Origin of the sequence: Brevundimonas vesicularis NBRC 12165 (assembly GCF_001592205.1) — a bacterium.
GTDB lineage: Bacteria > Pseudomonadota > Alphaproteobacteria > Caulobacterales > Caulobacteraceae > Brevundimonas > Brevundimonas vesicularis.
This window is the reverse complement of the sequence record NZ_BCWM01000019.1, coordinates 1-20,072: the sequence shown is the minus strand read 5'-3', so window position 1 is coordinate 20,072 and position 20,072 is coordinate 1. Positions and strand designations below refer to the sequence as shown.

Annotated in this window: 17 protein-coding genes; 2 read left to right on the top strand and 15 right to left on the bottom strand. The window is 65.0% G+C overall.

Annotated elements, in window-relative coordinates; all coding sequences use genetic code 11:
• Positions 1–34 precede the first annotated feature (34 nt).
• The 4 genes from pheT to BVE01S_RS14025 form a co-directional block, all read right to left on the bottom strand.
• Positions 35–2,458 carry a phenylalanine--tRNA ligase subunit beta gene (pheT, locus tag BVE01S_RS14040; protein WP_066628822.1) on the bottom strand — a complete coding sequence of 808 codons (2,424 nt, stop codon included), beginning with the start codon at positions 2,456–2,458 and terminating at the stop codon, positions 35–37.
• Positions 2,455–2,841, bottom strand: a complete 387-nt coding sequence (locus tag BVE01S_RS14035) for a hypothetical protein (RefSeq protein WP_066628819.1) — start codon at positions 2,839–2,841, stop codon at positions 2,455–2,457. Before BVE01S_RS14035 ends, pheT begins: the two co-directional genes overlap by 4 nt.
• Before the next feature lie 4 nt (positions 2,842–2,845).
• Positions 2,846–3,922 carry a phenylalanine--tRNA ligase subunit alpha gene (gene pheS / locus BVE01S_RS14030; protein WP_066628817.1) on the bottom strand — a complete coding sequence of 359 codons (1,077 nt, stop codon included), beginning with the start codon at positions 3,920–3,922 and terminating at the stop codon, positions 2,846–2,848.
• Between the two features lie 176 nt (positions 3,923–4,098).
• A complete protein-coding gene (locus BVE01S_RS14025; RefSeq protein ID WP_066628815.1) occupies positions 4,099–5,073 on the bottom strand; it encodes a polysaccharide deacetylase family protein in 975 nt (324 codons plus the stop codon).
• Between the two features lie 168 nt (positions 5,074–5,241).
• On the opposite strand from BVE01S_RS14025, the gene BVE01S_RS14020 reads away from it, so the two are divergent.
• On the top strand, positions 5,242–6,837 hold the full coding sequence (locus BVE01S_RS14020; RefSeq protein WP_066628812.1) for an ATP-binding protein: 1,596 nt from the start codon (positions 5,242–5,244) through the stop codon (positions 6,835–6,837).
• A 91-nt stretch (positions 6,838–6,928) separates the two neighbouring features.
• Here the strand turns inward: BVE01S_RS14020 and rplT are convergent, their stop codons facing one another.
• From rplT to BVE01S_RS13990, 6 genes are all read right to left on the bottom strand, one after another.
• Positions 6,929–7,282: a 50S ribosomal protein L20 gene (rplT, locus tag BVE01S_RS14015; RefSeq protein WP_017506327.1), complete on the bottom strand. Its 354-nt coding sequence runs from the start codon at positions 7,280–7,282 to the stop codon at positions 6,929–6,931.
• 55 nt (positions 7,283–7,337) lie between these two features.
• A complete protein-coding gene (gene rpmI / locus BVE01S_RS14010; RefSeq protein ID WP_003166435.1) occupies positions 7,338–7,535 on the bottom strand; it encodes a 50S ribosomal protein L35 in 198 nt (65 codons plus the stop codon).
• A gap of 162 nt (positions 7,536–7,697) precedes the next feature.
• Positions 7,698–8,984: an MFS transporter gene (locus tag BVE01S_RS14005; protein ID WP_066628810.1), complete on the bottom strand. Its 1,287-nt coding sequence runs from the start codon at positions 8,982–8,984 to the stop codon at positions 7,698–7,700.
• A 65-nt stretch (positions 8,985–9,049) separates the two neighbouring features.
• Entirely contained in the window at positions 9,050–11,029 is a 1,980-nt protein-coding gene (locus tag BVE01S_RS14000; RefSeq protein WP_157076468.1) for an alpha/beta hydrolase family protein, read from the bottom strand.
• Between the two features lie 108 nt (positions 11,030–11,137).
• On the bottom strand, positions 11,138–11,659 hold the full coding sequence (infC, locus tag BVE01S_RS13995) for a translation initiation factor IF-3 (RefSeq protein WP_055752751.1): 522 nt from the start codon (positions 11,657–11,659) through the stop codon (positions 11,138–11,140).
• A gap of 125 nt (positions 11,660–11,784) precedes the next feature.
• The gene (locus tag BVE01S_RS13990) at positions 11,785–12,762 is read right to left on the bottom strand and encodes a glycosyltransferase family 9 protein (protein ID WP_066628807.1); all 978 of its coding nucleotides are present in this window, start codon (positions 12,760–12,762) and stop codon (positions 11,785–11,787) included.
• A gap of 71 nt (positions 12,763–12,833) precedes the next feature.
• Here BVE01S_RS13990 and BVE01S_RS13985 point away from each other — a divergent pair, with 71 nt between their 5' ends.
• Positions 12,834–13,574, top strand: a complete 741-nt coding sequence (locus BVE01S_RS13985; protein ID WP_066628804.1) for an alpha/beta fold hydrolase — start codon at positions 12,834–12,836, stop codon at positions 13,572–13,574.
• A gap of 154 nt (positions 13,575–13,728) precedes the next feature.
• Here BVE01S_RS13985 and aguB read toward each other — a convergent pair whose 3' ends face one another.
• The 5 genes from aguB to BVE01S_RS16875 all read right to left on the bottom strand — a co-directional run.
• On the bottom strand, positions 13,729–14,592 hold the full coding sequence (aguB, locus tag BVE01S_RS13980) for an N-carbamoylputrescine amidase (RefSeq protein WP_066628799.1): 864 nt from the start codon (positions 14,590–14,592) through the stop codon (positions 13,729–13,731).
• Positions 14,589–15,608, bottom strand: a complete 1,020-nt coding sequence (locus BVE01S_RS13975; RefSeq protein WP_084375416.1) for an agmatine deiminase family protein — start codon at positions 15,606–15,608, stop codon at positions 14,589–14,591. The genes aguB and BVE01S_RS13975 overlap by 4 nt, the downstream gene beginning before the upstream one ends.
• Positions 15,609–15,740: 132 nt before the next feature.
• A complete protein-coding gene (locus tag BVE01S_RS13970) occupies positions 15,741–18,251 on the bottom strand; it encodes a TonB-dependent receptor (protein ID WP_066628797.1) in 2,511 nt (836 codons plus the stop codon).
• Positions 18,252–18,421: 170 nt separating this feature from the next.
• Positions 18,422–19,783: a capsular biosynthesis protein gene (locus BVE01S_RS13965; RefSeq protein WP_205678576.1), complete on the bottom strand. Its 1,362-nt coding sequence runs from the start codon at positions 19,781–19,783 to the stop codon at positions 18,422–18,424.
• A partial coding sequence (locus BVE01S_RS16875) for a hypothetical protein (RefSeq protein WP_218015930.1) occupies positions 19,783–20,072 on the bottom strand: 290 nt, incomplete at its 5' end. The genes BVE01S_RS13965 and BVE01S_RS16875, both read right to left, overlap by 1 nt.

Genomic DNA, 20,072 nt, shown 5'->3' with positions numbered 1-20,072 from the left:
CCCCGCGCCGCCCGAAAGACGGCGCTGCGCCCCCTCAAGCCCGCAGCCTGCCGCCCTGCTTTTCGACCGCTCCGACAACCTTGGCGGTCAGGGCCTCGATCTCGGCTTCGGTCAGGGTGGCTTCGCGCGGCTGGATGACGACCTCGAGGGCGACGGACTTGAAGCCCTCGTCCACGCCCTTGCCGCGATAGACGTCGAAGACGCGCACGTCGGTGATCAGGGCCTTGTCGGCGCCCGTCGCGGCCCGGACCAGCTCGCCGACAGGCTTGGCGTCTTCCACCACGAAGGCGAAGTCGCGGGTCAGGGGCATGAAGGCCGACAGGTCCGCCGAGCCGCGCGCCTTGCCGCTTTTGCCGCGTGGCTCCGGCACATTGTCCAGCACGATTTCGAAGGCCAAGATCGGACCGTCAGCGTCCAGCGCCTTCAGGACGCGCGGATGCAGTTCGCCGAGCTCGACCATCACATTCTTGGGGCCCAGTTGCAGCCGGGCCGAACGGCCAGGGTGCCACCAGTCGCGGTTCTGGCCTTGGGTCAGTTGCAGCGAGGCCACCGGGGCGCCGATCTCTTCCAGCAGGATGGTCAGGTCGCCCTTGAGCGTGAACAGGGCGTCCTCACCGGCGCCGGCCCAGTGACGGGCGGCGTGCGGGGCGACCAGGGCGGCGATGACTGTGCGCTGATCCGCCGGACCGTCGCCCAGATAGATGGGGCCGATCTCGAACAGCGCGGCGTCGTCGAAACCGCGCGCGGCGTTGCGCGCCGCCGCCTGGACCAGGTTCGGCAGGGCCGAGGGCCGCATGCAGTCCAGATCGGCCGCGATGGGGTTCTCCAGCACCAGCCGGTCGTCTCCGCCGCCGAACAGGGCCGCCGTCGATTGTTTGGTGAAGGACCAGGTGACGGCCTCGGCGTAACCGAGGGCCGCCAGGGCGCGACGCGCGGTGCGGACGCGGGCCTGGCGCGGGCTCAGCACGCCGCCGGCGGGGCGGGCGACCTCGGGCAGAGGCGTATCGGGCAGGCTGTCGAAGCCCTCGATCCGCGCCACCTCTTCCACCAGATCGGCCGGGCCTTCGACGTCGCGGCGCCACGAGGGCGGGGTGACGAGCCAGGGCTCGGCCTGACCGGCGGGCGCGGCCTGAACCAGGAAACCGAGCTGGCCCAGGATGGTCCCGATCCGGTCATCGGCCAGGTCCATGCCGCTGAGGCGCTTCACATAGGCGGGGTCGAAGGCGAAGGGCGCCGGGCTGGCCGGCGGTTCGCCGACGAAGACGATCTCCGACGGCTCGCCGCCGCACAGGTCCAGGATCAGGCGCGTCGCCAGTTCCAGCCCCGGCGTGACCGAGACCGGATCGACGCCGCGCGCGAACCGGTACTGGGCGTCGGAATGGATGCCCAGCGCACGGCCGGTCTGGGCGATGACCAGCGGGTCGAACCAGGCGCTTTCCAGGAAGACGTCCGTGGTGGTCTCGTCACAGCCGGTCGATTCCCCGCCCATGACGCCGCCCAGGCCGATGGGGCGCTCGCCCCCAGCGTCGGCGATGACGCAGTCGGCTGCGGATGCGGCGTAGGTCTTGCCGTCCAGGGCGATCAGATGTTCGTGCTCACCGGTCGCGGCCGAAACCTGCCCCGCCCGCACCACGATCTCGGTCCCCGACAGCTTGGCGACGTCATAGACGTGCAGCGGCCGGGCGCGGTCATAGGCGATCAGGTTGGTTACATCGACCAGACGGTTGATCGAGCGCAGGCCGATGGCCGTCAGACGCTTCTGCAGCCAGGCCGGCGACGGGCCGTTTTTGACGCCGCGAATGACGCGACCGGCGAAGACCGGGCACATCTCGGGAGCCTCCAGCCGCACGCTGATCGGCGACGGGAAGGCCCCGCGCACCACGGCGATGTCGAAATGCTTCAGCTTGCCGACGCTGGCGGCGGCCAGATCGCGCGCGATGCCGGCGACGCCCAGCCAGTCGGGCCGGTTCGGCGTGACCTCGAAATCGATGACCGGCTCGGCGCCGAACAGGCCGGCGACCGGCGTGCCGACGGGGATTTCAGGCGGCAGTTCCTGAATGCCGTCGCTCTCGTCCGACAACTCAAGCTCCGAGGCCGAGCACAGCATGCCGTTCGACACCACGCCGCGCACCGGCTTCTCGACCAGGGTCACGCCCAGACCTGGCACATAGGCGCCGATGGGGGCGTAGATGGTGGTCAGGCCCGCCCGCGCGTTCGGTGCGCCGCAGACGATCTCCTTCATCCCGTCGACCGTCTCGACTTGGCAGACCTGCAACCGGTCGGCGTTGGGATGCCGCTCGGCCGAAACGATCTTGGCCACGGTGAAGGGCGCCAGTTTGGCGGCGGGGTCGAGCACTTCCTCGACCTCAAGCCCGGCCATGGTCATGGCCTCGGCGATCTGATGAACATCCGCCTCGGTCTCGAGGTGGTCCTTCAGCCAAGACAGGGTGAACTTCATTGCTGCACGTCGCTCAAGGCCGACTGGAACGCCTCAAGATGTCGGTCTTCACCCGTAAAGCCGACCGCGTTGAACGAGCAGTTTTCGAACAGACACATGGCGAACGGCACGGATCCGATCACCTTCTTACCCATCGGACGAAGCAGCAGATTGCGAACATCGCCGCCGTCGAACCCCATGTTACAGCCGTCGAACGCCACGCCATCCAGGACAAGCATCACAGCCGGCCCCTCGATCTTGCATCGACGAAACGCGCGGCCTTCAACGATGGAAACATTGCTCATCGCCAACTGACGGAAAAAGACCGCCAAAGGGATTTGAATATCCTCGAACACTTGCTGACGGGCGAATTCGGGCGGGAAAGGCAGGTTTACTGTGGTCATGGGTTCAGCTCAGGCCCGAGGCCGGGTTGGGGGCGGCGAAGGCCGAGAAGCCGTAGTGGGACAGCCAGCGGGTGTCGGCGTCAAACATCGGGCGCAGGTCGGGCACGCCGTATTTCAGCATGGCCAGCCGGTCCACGCCCATGCCGAAGGCGAAGCCCTGATATTCGTCCGGGTCGATGCCGCAGTTCCTAAGCACATTGGGATGCACCATCCCGCAGCCCAGGATTTCCAGCCAGTCGTCGCCGGTGTTGAACACCAATTTTCCGCCCGAACGGTCGCAGCGGATGTCCATCTCGGCCGAGGGCTCGGTGAAGGGGAAGTGGTGCGGACGGAACCGCGCCTGGATCGCGTCCAGTTCGAAGAAGCGGGCGATGAAGGTCTGAAGCGTCGTCTTCAGATGGCCCATGTGAATGTCACGATCGATCACCAGGCCTTCGATCTGATGGAACATCGGCGTGTGGGTGGCGTCCCAATCCTTGCGGAAGGTGCGGCCCGGCGCGACGATCCGGATCGGCGGCTTTTGCGATATCATGGTGCGGACCTGCACCGGGCTGGTGTGGGTCCTAAGCACCTTGCGTTCGCCCGTCTCGGGGTCCGGCTTCAAGAAGAAGGTGTCATGCATTTCCCGCGCCGGATGTTTGGGCGGGAAGTTCAGGGCGGTGAAGTTGTGGAAGTCGTCCTCGATGTCCGGACCTTCGGCCACGGCGAAGCCCATCTCGGCGAACAGGGCGATCATCTCGTCCATCACCTGCATGGTCGGGTGGACCCCGCCCTTCCTGCGCGGACGCGCCGGCAGGGTCAGGTCGATGCGTTCCGACAGCAGCCGGGCGTCCAACTCGGCGGCTTCCAGCGCGGTCTTCTTCGCGGCGATGGCGGCGGCGACGCGGTCGCGCAGGCCGTTGATCATCGGCCCCTGTTCGCGGCGTTCGTCGGGGCTCATCGCCCCCATGCCCTTCAGCAGGCCGGAGACGGAGCCGGACTTGCCCAGGGCGGCGACGCGCACCTCTTCCAGGGCGGCGACGGTTTCCGCGCCGCCGATGGCGTTGATCAGGTCGAGTTCGAGTGTGGCGAGATCGGTCATTTGCCCCGTGCCTTAGAGCATGATCGGTTCGGACGGAACCGCTTCGCGGTTCCGACAGGAGCGTGAATCATGCTCACGGGGAAAATAAAGGCCTGATTCACGGCATCAGCGAAATCGCGAAGCGATTTCCCCTCAGCCGATCAGGCCCTGACGGGTGGAAGCCGTTTCGTCACCCTTCAAGGGGCGGATGCGATGGCCTGAAGTTCCGACGCCGGCGCCTTGTTGGCCGCAACGATCCAGGCGGGCGGTTCGGGCTCCCAGCGGATGGGCCGGCCGTCGGTCTGCATCCAGCGATGCAGCCACGAGATTCCGTTGGCGCGGACATAGGTGTCAGGGTGCTGATAGATCGGATCGGCCAGCGCCTCTTCCAGCGGCACGAAGCGATAACCGCGCGCCAGATACAGGGCGTGGATCTGCGGATACCAGGCCTGGTTCAGGGTGTTGGCGTGCAGCAGCAGCACCTGCGCCGGTTCGCGCCCGCCCGCCACCTCGGCGCTATAGGGTTCGTAGAAGTCCAGCACCGTCGCCATATGCGCCACATAGGCCTGACCGATGCGCTGCATCAGCGCCTGATCGCCGATCTGCTCGGCCTTGCGATAGACGTCGGCGAACATCCAGTCGTTGTTGTCGAGGGTCACAGGCGCGATCGTATAGCCGCGCTGGGCTAGGCCGGCGGCGATGGCGTCGTGCTTTTCCTGCGTCTCGCCGGTGAACAGATAGGGGTGGCGGAACCAACGCAGGGTCTGGCCGCGCGCCTCAAGCGTCTGCTGAACGATCGGCGCCCCGGCGTCCACGTCGGCCAGATAGGCCTCGACCGTCGTCGAGTGGATGTTCAGATGGGTGTTGGTGTGGTTGCCCAGGTCCAGACCAGCGTCCAGCCAGACGTTCAGCACGCGCGGCAGGATCGTGGCGCGCTCGGCCTCGCACACCTTGCCCGCATTGACGAAGGCTGTGCCGTGCGTGTCCAGCGGCTTCAGCATGGCGACGAAATCCTGGGTGATCGTCATCAGGCGCGCCGGATCGCATAAGGTCGCCGCATCCGTCTGAAACGGCAGGTCGTCGAAGGTCACGGCGACGCGTCGGTCCTGCGCGGCGGCGGGAGTGACAAGAACGAGGGCGGCAACCAGGCCGCAGATCAGGGTGCGCATCATGCGGCGAGGCTATCGAAGTCGCGTGCGCGAGGGAATATCGCGCGCAGTCCGGACTTTCCATCCGCCTACGGATCGACTGTCGAAAACCCGCCGCGAAAGGTTCATGAACGGCAAAGCTGGCGTTAAATATCACCGTCTAATCAGGCGTCCGGACTTGCGAGGACCTTGATGCCGCTGATCGGTGATTTCGTCGACTTGATCGCGCCCGTGGCCCCGTCCACGCCGGGCGCAGATGTGTTCGAACGGTTCCAGACCGAGCCGAACACCCTGGCCCTGGCTGTCGTCGATGAAGATGGCCGCCCCCTCGGCATCATCGAGCGCAACGCCTTCACCCTGAGGATGGCGGCCGAGTTCGGACGCGCCCTGTATGCCCGAAAGCCCGCCGAAAGCCTGATGGACCGCAATGCTCCGGTGGCGGAGGCGGCGACCAGCGCCGAGGCCTTCTTCCACGCCTACGACGCGGCGGAACTGGGCGCCTTGCTGACGGGCTTCATCGTGGTGGCGGACGGCCGCTACGTCGGCGTCGGCACGGCGCTGCAGGTGGTTCAGGCCGGCGCGGCCCTGCACCGCCAGCGGGCCGAGGAAATGAGCGCCCTGGCCCGCGACCTGGCGCTGGCCGAGGCCGAGGCCGTCGCCTCCAGCCGGGCCAAGTCCGAGTTCCTGGCGGTGATGAGCCACGAGATCCGCACACCCCTGAACGGCGTGCTTGGCGTCGCGGCCCTGATGGACAAGAAGCTGGAGCAGGAAGAGCTGCGTCCCTACGTCCGCACCGTGATCGATTCGGGCCAGAGCCTGCTGCGGCTGCTGACCGACGCGCTGGACATGTCACGCGCCTCGGCCGGCATGCTGACGCTGGAGGAGGAGCCGCTGGACCTGTCGGCCGTCGCCTTCGACATCGACGCCCTGTGGCGCGCGCGGGCCGACGAAAAGGCCCTGGCCCTGACCATCCGCACCGACCTGGCCGTTCCTTACGTTCAGGCCGACGGGATGCGGCTGAAGCAGTTGTTGAACAACCTGATCGGCAATGCGCTGAAGTTCACCCTGACGGGCGAGGTCGTCGCCCTGATCGAAAGCCACGCCGACGGCGAGGTGATCTTCACCGTGGACGACAGCGGCCCCGGCGTGCCCGAGGCGGCGGCCGCGACCATCTTCGACCCGTTCAACACCGGAAAGGCCGGGCGCGAGGGGGCGGGCGCGGGCCTGGGTCTGGCCATCTGTCGTCAGATCGCCGAACGGATGGGCGGCGCGATCTCGCTGGGCGCCTCGCCCCAGGGCGGCGCGCGCTTTCAGGTGCGCCTGCCGCTGCGCGTCGCGACCGAGAACACGGCGCCAGCCCCCGTCATGGCCGAGCCGACGCCGCACGAGACCCTGCATGTGCTGGTGGTGGACGACAACGCCACCAACCGCTTCGTCGCCGGCAAACTGCTGGAGATGTTCGGCTGCACCTGCGAGATGGCCGAGAATGGGCGCGAGGCGCTGGATGCCGTCAGCGCGCGCCGGTTCGACCTGGCCCTGATGGATATCAAGATGCCGGTGATGGACGGGGTCGCCGCGACGCGGGCCATCCGCGCCCTGCCGGGCCCGGCCCACGCCCTGCCGATTCTGGCCCTGACGGCGAACGCCGACGAGCGCGACGAGCTGGACTATATCGCCGCCGGCATGAACGGGGTGGCGCAAAAGCCCATCCAGCCCGACGCCCTTCTGAACGCCATCCGCACGGTGCTGGCGCAGAGCCAAGCATCGCACGTCCCCAAGGCGGCCTGAAACGAAGAACGCCCGCCCCGGAAACCGGAGCGGGCGTCATTCTTAGTGCGCTACGCTCGCGACGCGATCGCTCGCGACTTGAGCGCGGCCCTTAAGCCAGGGCGGCGCGGACCTTGTCGGCGACAGCCTTGAAGCCGGTCGCGTCAGCGGCGATCGCGGCCAGAACCTTGCGGTCCAGTTCGATGCCGGCCTTGTTCAGGCCGTTGATGAACTGGCTGTAGGTGAAGCCTTCCAGACGGGCGGCGGCGTTGATGCGCTGGATCCACAGGGCGCGGAAGTTACGCTTCTTGGCGCGACGGTCGCGATAGGCGTATTGCCCGGCGCGGTCGACGGCGGCCTTGGCCGTACGGATGGTATTCTTGCGGCGGCCGGAGAAGCCCTTGGCCTGCTCCAGAACCTTCTTGTGCTTGGCGTGCGAGGTTACGCCACGTTTAACGCGAGCCATGTCGCTATTCCTTCAAATTCTTTGGGATGGAGATCAGTCGTACAGCGCGCGCCGATCAGGCGTACGGCATGTAGGATTTGATCTTCTTGGCGTCTGCGTCGGCCATGACCGAGGTGCCGCGGTTCTGGCGGATGTATTTCGAGTTGTGGCTGATCAAGCGGTGACGCTTGCCCGCAACGCCGGCCTTAACCTTGCCAGTGGCCGTGAATTTGAAGCGCTTCTTGGCGCCCGACTTCGTCTTCAGTTTCGGCATTTCAGTCTCCTTTTTGAGGGGCGACCGCTCTTCGAGCTGCTTGAGCCCGTCGTGCGGTGTTTCCTCAGAGTTTAAGAACCGCCCAGGCATGCCTGTTCGCCTGGCGGTTCGGTACGCGAAGGCGCGGCTTCTACGTGAAGAGCGCCGCCATTGCAAGACGAGTCAGGCCGGGGCTTTGACGCCGCCCTCGCCGCCGCGAATGACGCGTCCGGCGTTGATCGCCATAAGCGCCGCTGGGACGGTCAGCAGCGCCCCGATCACGAAGGGCCAGTCATGCCCCAACCCCGAGAACAGCGCGCCCGCGATCATCGGCCCGAAGATGCGCGCCACTGAGCTGGAGGCCATGTTCAGGCCCAGCATGGCCCCCTGCCGATCAGGCGGCGAGGCGCGGCTGATCATGGCCGAGATGTTGGGCATTGCCAGCGACATGCCGCACGCGCCGATCGCCATTACGATCGGAATGATCCAGCCCTGGACGACCGGGATCGTCAGGGCCCCCAGCTCGAGCCGCGTCGCGGGAAACCAGGCGACCGGCGCCAGCACCTGCAACACCAGCGAGGTTCCAAAGAGCAACATGCCGGTGGCCAGCACACGCGATTCGCCGAAGCGCCGCGCCAGCCTTCCAGCGAAGAACCCCTGGTTCAGCGTCGAGACGATGCCCACGATCATGAAGCTGAGCCCCACCTCGCGCGCGCCCCATTGATAGCGGCTCTCGGACCACAGGCCGAACACGCTCTCCATCGCCGAAAACCCGGCCATATAGATCAGGGTCACGACCAGCACGCGCGACACCACCGCGTTGTCGCGTGCATCCTTCAGTCCCGCCAGGAAGGCCGGACGCGGGGCGGCGGGATCGGCCTTGGCCCGGCTTTCGCGCAGGAAGACGACGACGCCGACCGCCGCAACCGCCGCCAACGCCGCCGCCAGGAAGATCGGCAGCTGATAGCCCAGCCGTCCCAGTTGCGGCTGCGTCAGCAATCCGCCTAAACCCGGCCCGACGATGAAGCCCAGGCCGAAGGCGGCCCCGATCAGACCCATCCGCCCGGCCCTCTGCTCGGGCGGGGTCACATCGGCCACATACCCCTGAACCGTCGAGATATTGCCCGCGCCAAGGCCGGTGAACAGCCTGACCGCGATCGCCAGCCAGATGTTAGGCACGAAGGCCAGCATCAGATAGCCCAGCGCATTGGCGATCAGGGTCATCAACAGCACGGGCTTTCGCCCGATCCGATCCGACAACCGCCCCCAGAACGGCTCGGCGAAGAACTGACCCAGCGAATAGGCCGAGAACATCAGCGTGATCTGCCACGCCTCGGCCTGCAGGCTCTGGGCGAAGAACGGCAGTAACGGCACCACCAGCCCAAACCCGACCAGATTGATAAACACCGTCGCAAACAGCACAGCCAGCGCCGGCGTCTTGAGCTTGGGCGGGGTCGGGTTCACGGTCATAGCGGAGACTTAGCTCGGCGTTCGACGACGGAGAAGCGCCATCATCGAACGCGGCCGGCCGCAGATCAGTCGACCGGGTTGTTCGCCTTCAAGAATCTTACGGTTTCATCGAGCATCCGCTGTCGCGTGGCGGCGGTCGATAGCCAGTGGTCCTCATCATCGAGCGGAACGAGTTCAACGGGCTTTCCGGCTCTGCGTAGAGCATTGTAAAGCCGGACAGACTGGTCGTAGGGCACGACCGTGTCATCTCGGCCGTGGATCAGAAGCATCGGCGCATCGGCGCGATCAGCCATCAGTGCTGGCGACAAGGCGTCGAGCGCCGGATCGCCAAGCTTTTCCGCGCCCATGAAACGCATCCAATATCGAACAACTGGGCTCTCGCGTCCCCGTGAGCCCCCCCCCGACCAACGGATCATCTCATTGAGGTCGGAAACGCCCGCCACAGCCACGGCGCATCGGTAGATGCCGGTGTCCAGAGTCGGACCGGCCATGGCGGCGTACCCCCCGTAGCTGGCGCCGACGATACACACCCGCTTGGGATCGATCATGCCTTGCGACGCCAACCAGCGTACGCCGTCTGACAGGTCGGTCTGCATCTTGCGACCCCACTGACCATAGCCGGCGCTCAGATGAGCTTCACCCAAGCCGTCCGATCCCCGGAAATTGGGCTGCAACACCACATAGCCCTGAGCGGCAATCGCTTGCGCCCACCAGTCGAATCCGAAGGTGTCGCGCGCCGCAGGACCACCGTGCGGCAACACTACCAGCGGCAGACTACGAGGCTCCCCAACACCCGGCGGCAGGGTTAGGTATCCTGGAATCGTCATGCCGTCGGCTGCCGTGTAGGAGACAGATCGTATCTCTCCGACCTGGTTGGCCGCGATGTCGGGATAGGATTGGCCCACGATTTCGGCGACGCCACGATCCAGATCCACGAGGTTGTACGTGCCGGGATCGCCGTTTCCGTCCGTCTCGACGATCAGCGACCTCATGTTCGCCGCCCAGCTCTGAATCGACGGATGACGATCCTTGAACGCGGTCCTGACCGCGCGCCAAGTCCGCGCCGCCGCAGGGTCAGTGATGTCGTAGACAGGTCCCTCGTCGCTGGTCCTGACGGTGCCGATCAACAGCTTCGTGACGGGATGATAGATCAGGCTGTCCGGTTGAGTGTCGAAAGCTAGATCCGTCCACTGGCCGGTTTCGAGCGAAAGCTCGCGATATTTGGGTTCGTCGTCTCCTTCGAGTTTGGCCTGAACGATGACCGACTTTGTCGAAGCGCCAAAACCAATCAACGAAGGCTGATCAAGCAAGGCGGTCGTCGACCAGACGCGAGGCCATCCTCCATCTCGCTTGACATCAACGCTCCATGTGCCGGTCTCGGCGTAATATGTGGAGCGCGCAACCGGTTCGCCGGCGCTGTCTAGGAGATAGTTGCCGACATTGCGGCCCCGGGCGATCTGAGTAGCGCGATTGGTGGCGGGATCGACGCGGTAGAGATCAGCCGTTCCATCGCGCGCATCAAAGGCTTGCGAATAGATGGCCGGGCCAGTCGGCGTATCACGGATAATCGCGCCGCTGATCATGATGCGAGCCAGTTCCGGATTGCGGGCGAAAACCGTCTGAACCGAACGCGTTGCAAGCGTGTAGATCAGACCCTGCGTGTATTCGCCCTTCCCAGCAGCAAACGGCAATGAGGCGGCGGTGGATGTGGAAATCAGCAGGTAGTCGTTGCCCACCCACGACAGGCCACGCACCTTGTTTTCGATCGAACGAAGCCCGCCAATCACTTGAAGGTTTGACAGGTCGATGATGACTAGCGCCTGCCCAGTTCCGACATTCACCAAATGCGCCAATTTCGTGCCGTCGGGCGACAAGCGCGGGCTGGAAAACGCCGGAAGCCGGCCGTACAAATCCAACGCAGCGGGTTTCGCCGGCGCAGAGGCCGACGCCTGCGAGACGGCGGACACATCCTGCGAATGAGCCGGAACACAGCCCAGGGCCAGCACGCTGACAAAAGCCCAAAGAGTTGATTTTGACAGATTCACAGCAGCCCCACCCTCGAATCGAACGATCCAGAGGGGACACTGTTATTCAAACGCATAACGCCCGCAACCAGAAGGCGCGGGCGTCAGACTCATAAAGATGAAGAAGCTTTAGCGCGGGGCCAGAATCATGATCATCTGGCGGCCTTCCATCTTGGGCGAGAACTCGACCTTGGCGACCTCGTCGAAGTCGGCCTGGACCTTGTTCAGCAGTTTCATGCCCAGTTCGGGGTGCGCCATTTCGCGACCGCGGAAGCGCAGGGTGACCTTGACCTTGTCGCCTTCCTCGAAGAAGCGGTGCATGGCCTTGGCCTTCACCTCATAGTCGTGGGTGTCGATGTTGGGACGGAGTTTGATCTCCTTCAGCTCGACGACCTTCTGACGCTTGCGCTGCTCGGCCTTCTTCTTCTGTTCCTGGAAACGGTGCTTGCCGTAATCGAGGATCTTGGCCACCGGCGGCTCGGAGGTGGAGACGATCTCGACCAGGTCCATCCCGGCTTCCTCGGCGGCTTCCAGAGCAGCGGAGGTGGGCATGACGCCCTGTTTTTCGCCGTTCTGGTCGATGAGCAGAACGCGAGGGGCGCGGATATCCTGGTTCATACGCGGCCCGTCTTTCACGGGTGGCGCTTGCATGGGACGGCGAATGGGCGTCGTTTCCTTATGTGGTCAGAGAAGGCGTGTGTCGTGATGAGCGAATGCACGCGGCGATCGCCACGTTCCCCTCAAGGCCGGCAATATGCGCCGCGAGCCCCGATTTTTCAAGGGTTCGCAGGCGTTTCGACGATGTACGCGTCATGCAGCGCCAGCACCGCGTCGAAGACGTGATCCACCGTTAGGTCCTCGATCGGCGCGAACTGGCCGCGCGTCTCGTTGGACGCCGCCGTGCGCGTCTTGGGTCCCCAGGGACCGTACAGCCACCACTCGGTCGGACCGAACAGACCCAGGGTCGGCCGGCCCAGCGCCGCCGACACGTGCATCAGACCCGAATCGTTGCCGACGAACAGATCGGCCCGATCGATGGCGGCGGCCGAGGCCAGGATGTCGCCCTTGCCGACGAAATCGATGCCGCGCCCTCCTTGCTCAGAATGGCCCGCCGCCCCCAAAGCCGGGGTCGCCGGGGGCCGGTCACCCGGCCCGCCCACCGGCATGAAGCGCCAGCCGTTGAAGCGCGGCTCGGCTTTCAGCTTCTCGACCAGCGCGCCCCAGCGGTCGGCGGGCCAGCTCTTGCCCGGCTGATGCGCGATGGGGGCCAGGGCGATTATCGGGCCGGGACCCGCGCCGCCCGCCAGCTGCGGATCGATCACGGCGGCGGCCTCGGCCCGCGCCTGATCGTCCAGGAAGATTTCGGGATCCAGCGGCGTCGGCGAACCCATCAGGCGCGACACCATCTCGACCTTGCGCAGGCCCGTCTCCCAAGAGCGGTTATAGACGATGCGCCGCTTCGCCGGGATCAGATAGCTGAGCGCCGAACCCCGGATGTCGATCACCAGATCCCAGCGCGTGCCGACGACCTGTTTCCACAGATCGAGCCAGTGGCCAGACAGCTTCTTCTTGTCCAGCACGATGGTGCGCACCACGCCGGGCGCATTGCGGAAGAAGGGCGCGGGCGGGCGGCCGCAGGCGACGGTGATCTCGGCCCCCCGGACCTGACGCGCGATCTCGCGGATCACGCCCGACGAGATGACGCAGTCGCCGATGCGGTTGGAGGTGACGAACAGGACCTGGGGTGCGGACATGGGTCTGTGTTCCGCCATCGCGCGTCGCGGTCAAGGGTGACGACGGCGGAAAGTCCGGGCAGAACGGCGCCATGACCGACATCCAGCACCTGTCCCGCCCCGATGGCGAAACCCTGGCCTTCAAACGCGTCGAAGGCGGCGGCCCGACCGTGATCTGGGTGGGCGGCTTTCGTTCGGACATGGAGGGGACCAAGGCCCTGGCCCTGGACGTCGCCGCGCGCGAACGCGGCTGGAACTTCGTCCGCTACGACCATTTCGCCCACGGCCAGTCCTCCGGCGACTGGAGACAGGCCACCATCGGCCGCTGGCGCGAGGACGCTGTCGCCCTGATCGACAGTCTTTCCGGCCCGGTCATTCCGGTCGGCTCCTCGATGGGCGGCTGGGTCACGCTGCTGGCGACCCTGGCGCGGCCGGACCGGATCAAGGGGCTGGTCCTAGTCAATCCGGCCCAGGACTTCACCGAACGGCTGATGTGGCCCGGCCTGGTGGACCACGAGCGTCAGGCCATCCTACGCGAGGGCGAAACCCTGATCGTCGAAGAGGGTCTGGGCGAATATGTCCTGACGCGGCGCATGTTCGAGGAAGCGCGCAAATGGCTGCTGCTGGACGGCGTGATCGACATCGCCACCCCGGTTCATATCCTGCAAGGCCGCGCCGACGACGTCGTGCCCTGGCGACATCAGGTCGAGCTGGTCGAACGGCTGACGGGCGGCGACGTGCGTCTGGACGTGATCGAGGGCGGCGATCACCGGCTTTCGACGCAGGCGGACCTCGACCGACTGGTCGCAGCGGTCGAGGCGATGCGGGGCTAAAAATCCTCCCCCGTTCCGGGGGAGGGGGACCACGAAGTGGTGGAGGGGGCGGATACGGAACTGACCTCGGCCGCATCTTACGCACGGTGCGGGGCTTGCCCCCTCCACCCCCTGCGGCGGTCCCCCTCCCCCGCTGACGCGGGGGAGGATCGGATCAGCCCCTACCCGTCAGCGCCCCATACAGGTCCGTCCGGCGATCGCGGAAGAAACCCCAGGCCGCGCGGTATTTGTCCAGCTCGTCCAGATCGAAGCGGTGCACCAGCACCCCCTCCTCCTCGGCGCCCAGTTGCTCGACCAGTTCGCCTTGCTGATCGGCGATAAAGGAATGGCCGTAGAAGGTCTGGCCGACCTCGGTCACGCGCTCATGACCGATCCGGTTGGCGCCGACGACCGGCACGGCGTTCGACACCGCGTGTCCCTGCATGGCCCGCCGCCACGGCTCGGCCGTGTGCAGGGTCGCATCATGCGGCTCGGTGCCAATGGCGGTCGGATACATCAGGACATCGGCGCCCATCAGCATCATCGCCCGCGCCGCTTCCGGGAACCACTGGTCCCAGCAGATGCCGACCCCGACCTTACCGAAGCGCGTCTTCCAGACCTTGAAGCCCGTGTCGCCCGGCCGGAAATAGTATTTCTCCTGATAGCCGGGGCCGTCGGGGATATGGCTCTTGCGATAGACCCCCAGCGCCTCGCCGTCCGCGTCCAGCATGACCAGCGAGTTGTAATACTGCGGCCCGTCCTTTTCGAAGATCGAGACCGGAATCGCCACGCCCAGCTCCTTGGCGACCGGCGCCATGGCCGTGACGCACGGATGTTCGCGCCATTCATAGGCCTGGCTGAACCAGTGCTCTTCCTGCGAGACGCAGAAATACGGCCCCTGGAACAGCTCCGACGGCAGGATCACCTGCGCACCCCGCCCCGCCGCCTCGCGCACGAAGGCGATGGTCTTGTCGATGTTCGCCTGCATGTCCTCGCCATACGAGGTCTGGATGCCGGCGACAGTGATGTTGCGGGTCATGCGGGCTCCTGCTGTGAGATGCAGTGGAACGAGCCGCCGCCGGTCAGGATGGCGTTGGACGGCAGCGGGATGATCTCGCGATCGGGGAAGGCGTCCTTCAACGCCTTACAGGCCATGTCGGCGGCGCGCGCATCGCCATAGGTGGGAACGATCACCGCGCCGTTCGCGATCAGGAAGTTCATGTGGCTGGCCGGGATCGGGCGTTCGTCCTCGTCCAGCACCAGGCCCGGCGACGGGATGCGCACGACCTTCAGCCGACGGCCCGCCGCATCGGTCACGGCGGCCAGATCGCGCGCCGTCGCGTCATAGACGTCGGCGTTGACGTCGTTCGTCCCCCAGGCGACCGGGCAGGCGACCACGCCCGGCGCGACGAACCGCGCCAGATTATCGACGTGCCCGTCGGTGTGATCGTTCAGCAAACCGTCGCCCAACCACACCACCACCTTGGCGCCGACCGCCTTCTCCAGCGCCGCCGCCGCGGCGGCCTCATCCTGGTTCCAGGCCGGATTGCGGTTCGGGTTCAGCAGGCATTGACGCGTGGTCAGGACGGTGCCCTCCCCGTCATGATCCAGCGACCCGCCCTCCATGACAAAGTCGTTCCAGGTCAGGTCCACGCCCGCATGTCGGCCGATCTGCCCGGCGACCAGATCGTCGCCCGGCATGTCATATTTCCCGCCCCAGCCGTTGAACTTGAAAGCGGCGGCTGTCCTGGATCCCGCGCCAAAGATCGGCCCGGTGTCGCGCAGCCAGACGTCGCCGAACTCGCCGGCCACGACCTCGACATTCGCCACGCCCGCAAAGCGCGCCTGGGCGTCGGCCAGAGCCTCGGCCTTGCCGACCATCAGCTTGACCTGTTCGCGACCCGGTCCGGCCAGAGCCCGCACCAGACGCTCGACCTCGTCCTGCGCCTGCTCCAGCGCCTCGAACCAATATTCCGCATGGCTGGGCCAACCCACCCACATGGCGCGGTGCGGCGCCCATTCAGCGGGGATGGCGGCAGCAGTCGGATCGGTCATGCGGGCGTCCTCAAGAAGGGCCGAACTCGGAGCCGCGCCATATGGCCCCAAGCGCCCCCGACTTCAACGTCAGCCACGAAAAAGGGCGGCCCGCAAACGGACCGCCCTTCGTCGTTTCAGTCTGGCTGAGCCTTAGAAGGCGTAGCGCACGCTGGCCATGATCGTCCGCGGAGCGGCGATGTTGGCGAACGGGCGGCTGTAGCCGGCGCCGCCGACGACCGAAGACGTGGTCGAACCCAGCGAACCGTAATAGCGCTCGTCAAACAGGTTGATGACGTTGAACTGCAGGTAGGTGCCTTGCAGGCCCAGCGGCGCGAAGTCGAAACGGGCGTCCAGATCCACGACCGTATAGGCGTCAACCTTCTGGTCGTTGACGTCGGTGACCCAACGCTCGCCGACATACTTGCCTTGGATCGCCGCCGAGAAGACCGGGTTGAAATCGTAGGCGATACGCAGGCCCAGGGTTTCCTTCGGCGTCTCGACCACTTCCTTGCCCTTGGTCAGGGCGACCAGGGTGGACGAGATGTTGACGTTGTCCTTCAGCTCGCTCTCCAGCAGCGACAGCGAAGCGAAGATGCTCAACTTGTCGGTCGGCTCCCAGCCCAGCGAGCCATCGAAGCCGTAGGATTCCACAGCGCCAACGTTACGATCAACGTTGAAGCCCAAATCCTGGTCGTACGAGGAGACGATCCGGTTCTGGTAGTCGGTGTGCCACACGGCGGCCGAGGCGATCAGGCTGGAGGTCTGATAGCGATAGCCCAAGTCGAAGGTTTTGGTGTTTTCCGGCTGGACATTCGGATTGCCGATCGAGCCGTCGGCAAGACGCGTGACGGAGTACAGGCTGTCCGTACGGGGCGCCGAGATACCCTCTGCGTAGGACGCATAGACCATGTGATCGCCGCCGAAGCGGTAGGTTGCGCCCACGTTCGGCAGCACGTCGTCATACTTCAGCTCGCGCGAGTAAGGCGCGATATACTGGGTCGTTCCGGTCGAGGCGAAGGTGACATTGCCGTTTGCCAGAGTAGCATTCGGCGTCTCGCTGGTGCAGCGCACGCTCGACGACGAGTTCTGCGAGTAGCAGTACTGGTTCAGTTCGCGTTTGAAGAAGGGCATGCGCACGCCGATGTTGATGCGCAGGGCCTTGTCCAGGAAGTCACCGCGATACTCGAAGGCCGCTTGGTTCAGTTCCGCATACGACAGGCGGTCGCGGGCACGCAGGTAGTAGCCGTCCAGGTTGATGATGCGGTTGTTCTTATCGTCCAGACCGCCGAACTCATCGGCAAAGCGCGGATTGGCCGGGTCGCTGAAATCAATGAAGCCGTAGGCTCCGGTCTGGCGGTGACGCCCGTAGTCCAGCGTATAGGCTGCCCGCAACTGGTGATCGTCGTTGACGTTCCAGATCAGCGAGCTGTTGATGCCATAGCGATAGGTGTTCGTGTTCGACGGCGTCATGACGCGGACGGTGTCCAGCGTGTCGCCGTCGCCATTCAGGTCGATGCCGCCGGTGGTGCGCGTGCCGCGGATCAGAGCGTTGGTTTCCGTCAGGGTCGTTTGCTGACCGCCGCCGTTGGCCTGGGTGTACTGGAACGACGGATCGAAGGTGAAGGTCAGCCCTTCAGCCAGCGTGAACTTGGAGTTCAGGCGGACATTGCCCGTGTCCGACGGGTTGATGCGGAGACCGTAATAGGCTGCGGCCGAGGTGCTGGAGGTGTTGCCGTCAATATCGGCCAGCCCGTTACGGAAGGTGGGGGCGGTATAATTGGTGCTGTAGTCGATGTTCCAGCCGAACGGGCTGGTCTCAACTTCGGCCGGCGTCACAACACCGAGCGCCGACGTCGATTCAAGGCTCGGGCTATAGTACGCGAAGTTGCGGTTTTCGTTGTAGTGGGCTGACAGCGCGACAAAGTCCCCGTTCGAACCGACCGGCTGATAGATACGCATGTTGTACTGCGTCTTCTTCAGGTCGCCCTGGCCTTTGAACTTGTCGTATTCCTGGTGCGAGACGGCGAACCAGGCCGAAGTTCCCCACGGACCAACTTGACCTGTATCGACCAGCGCCATGATGCGCTTATAGTCGAAGTCACCCAGTGAGCCTTGAATCCAGCCTCCGAAGTCAGCCGCCGGACGACGCGAGGTATAGTTGATGGTGCCGCCGGTCGCTGAGGCGGTCGGGCTGTCGACGTCGGTCGTGCCGGTGTTGACCGAAGCGCGCTCGATCAGTTCCGGGTCCAGCTGTTGGTTGGTGTAGCTAGCGTAGTTGCCGGTGTCGTTCAGCGGAATGCCGTCGAAGGTCAGCGAAACGCGGTTGCCGTCGAAGCCGCGCAGACGAATGTTGCCGCCCGATGAGCCATAGGGGTCGTTGTTGGTGAAGTTCAGGCCCGGCGTCAGGTTCAGGGTTTGAACAATGGTCTGACCGGCGGCTTGGGTCGAGATGAACTCCTGCGTCACGGTCGAGCGCGTCTTGCCGGCGGTTTCAGCAACGATGGTGCCGTCGGTGGTGCGTGGACCCCGCGTGCCGGTGACGACCACTTCCTGCACTTCGGTCGCTTCCGTGCCGGTCGATTGAGCGGAGGCGGCGCCGGCGAAGGCCAGCGAGCCGGCAAGGGCGGTGGTCGCCCAGATCAGGCTTTTGCGAGAAATCATTACATCTATCCCCAGATGGACGGCGCGAATGGCGTTGGCGTCAGGCGTGCATCGCCTGTCGCAATCCAGCCCCCTCTAGGGCGCATGTTGAAACCTTGGGCGACAGTTATGTAACAGCAATATGACAAGGAGGGAGGGTGGTCTGGGCGCCACACCCTGCGGCGGCTAGGCTAGGCTGACGCCCGCTCGAAAACGTCCGCGATGCCGTTCGCCGTCGGCACGATGGCGTGCGGCTCATGATAGTTGCCGTTCACCTGGCTTTGGGCGATCACATGCGCGCGGAAGCGTGCGAACAGATCGCTATCCGGTGCCTCCGGCGCGCCCCAGAAATCATCAAGCGGTTTCTGGTCGGTCAGACCCTCGAAGTCGAAGAAGGCGTCGCCCAGAACCTTGACCGGCGTATGGAAGCCCAGCGCGGAAAGCGCGGCGCTGGAGTTGTTGACCACCATCCCCAACGACGTCCGACATAGAGCCGCCAGATTGCCGCCATCGATGAAATCGACACGGCCCATCAAGCCATGCTCCTGAGCAAGCCGCATCGTGACGGCGCGGAGATTGACCAAACCCGGATCCAACGGATGGTTCTTAACCACCAGGCGCGCCCCAGGCGGCGCCTTGGCGGCGAAGCTGGTGATGACGGCGGTCAGGAAGGCGCGGTTGTCAGCGTATCGCGAGTAACGCAGCAGTTGCGCGTCGCCTTCGCGTTGCAAGCAGGCGATAAAGAACTCGCCCCTGGCCCTAATGACGTCGGCATCGCAGTTCTCGGGCCGACGGAACGCCAGACTGACATAGCGTCGGATATGGCCCAGGCACTGCTTCAGCGGGGAGAACACATAGGGCGCAGCATAGTTTGGGAAGAACGCTTTTCCCGCGACCTGCACCGTATGATAAGCGCTGATATTGGCGACGTGGTGCGGCAGGATTTTTCCGACCGCGACAGGCTCGAGCAGCTTCGGCGCCGGTTCGGGATATCCGTCGCGGAAGCGTGGCAGCGCGCTTGATCCGTTTACGCCATTGCGTTCGACCGTGATCCAATCAGGACGAAAATAGCCGTTTTCCAGAACCCAGACACGAGCGTTCAGGGTGTCGGCTGCCGCCAGAACCGCGCGGTTGTAGGCGCCGGCCTCGCCAAAGACGATGACATCGCTGAAATCGGCGACGATGCGCGCCAGACCATCGGACCAGGACTTCGCCGTATCCTTGAAGACCAATCCGCCCGGTCTGCGCCAGTTCATCGCATCGCCGGCGTTGAAGATCATGCGATTGACGACCGCGCCACGCGATTCGAGCACCGAGGCCAGTGCGGCTCCGAACGATCCGAATGGTGCGGAAACGATCAGGAAACGACGGCCCGACAGGCCATGTCGACCACCTTGTCGTGTCGCGGGGAATGCAGAGACGACCGTTGGCTGGGGAAGCGCAGCTGTACGCAGCCGCAGAGATACGCTGGGCCGAACGTCATCTGCCCTTAATCGATAACGGCGACGACGCCGCGCCGAAAGAACTCGAGAAGACGAACGCACGTCCACCATTACGCCCACCGGTACAATGACGGAACAGAAACCGCTTCGGCACGGCCGTTGCAACCGAAGAGTTTGTCGACAAAGGGCATCGTCGCCCTTTTGTCGCGACCACCTTTCGCGATCAATCGAAAACGCCCGAAGTTCAGGAATTTTAGAACGTGGCCCTTTGAGCGTTGTTTTTTAGCATCAAAGCCGCCGCCGCCGGGAAGGCGACGACGGCTCGATGTCTTTGGAACGACGACTTCCATGCTTCGCAGGTTGCTGGTTGGGCGATCCCAACCAGCTCCCTTAAAGCTTT

Coding starts and splice junctions, on each gene's coding strand:
- pheT (WP_066628822.1), bottom strand. CDS start 2,458: ATGAAGTTCACCCTGTCTTGGCTGAAGGACCACCTCGAGACCGAGGCG.
- BVE01S_RS14035 (WP_066628819.1), bottom strand. CDS start 2,841: ATGACCACAGTAAACCTGCCTTTCCCGCCCGAATTCGCCCGTCAGCAA.
- pheS (WP_066628817.1), bottom strand. CDS start 3,922: ATGACCGATCTCGCCACACTCGAACTCGACCTGATCAACGCCATCGGC.
- BVE01S_RS14025 (WP_066628815.1), bottom strand. CDS start 5,073: ATGATGCGCACCCTGATCTGCGGCCTGGTTGCCGCCCTCGTTCTTGTC.
- BVE01S_RS14020 (WP_066628812.1), top strand. CDS start 5,242: ATGCCGCTGATCGGTGATTTCGTCGACTTGATCGCGCCCGTGGCCCCG.
- rplT (WP_017506327.1), bottom strand. CDS start 7,282: ATGGCTCGCGTTAAACGTGGCGTAACCTCGCACGCCAAGCACAAGAAG.
- rpmI (WP_003166435.1), bottom strand. CDS start 7,535: ATGCCGAAACTGAAGACGAAGTCGGGCGCCAAGAAGCGCTTCAAATTC.
- BVE01S_RS14005 (WP_066628810.1), bottom strand. CDS start 8,984: ATGACCGTGAACCCGACCCCGCCCAAGCTCAAGACGCCGGCGCTGGCT.
- infC (WP_055752751.1), bottom strand. CDS start 11,659: ATGCAAGCGCCACCCGTGAAAGACGGGCCGCGTATGAACCAGGATATC.
- BVE01S_RS13990 (WP_066628807.1), bottom strand. CDS start 12,762: ATGTCCGCACCCCAGGTCCTGTTCGTCACCTCCAACCGCATCGGCGAC.
- BVE01S_RS13985 (WP_066628804.1), top strand. CDS start 12,834: ATGACCGACATCCAGCACCTGTCCCGCCCCGATGGCGAAACCCTGGCC.
- aguB (WP_066628799.1), bottom strand. CDS start 14,592: ATGACCCGCAACATCACTGTCGCCGGCATCCAGACCTCGTATGGCGAG.
- BVE01S_RS13975 (WP_084375416.1), bottom strand. CDS start 15,608: ATGACCGATCCGACTGCTGCCGCCATCCCCGCTGAATGGGCGCCGCAC.
- BVE01S_RS13970 (WP_066628797.1), bottom strand. CDS start 18,251: ATGATTTCTCGCAAAAGCCTGATCTGGGCGACCACCGCCCTTGCCGGC.
- BVE01S_RS13965 (WP_205678576.1), bottom strand. CDS start 19,783: ATGGTGGACGTGCGTTCGTCTTCTCGAGTTCTTTCGGCGCGGCGTCGT.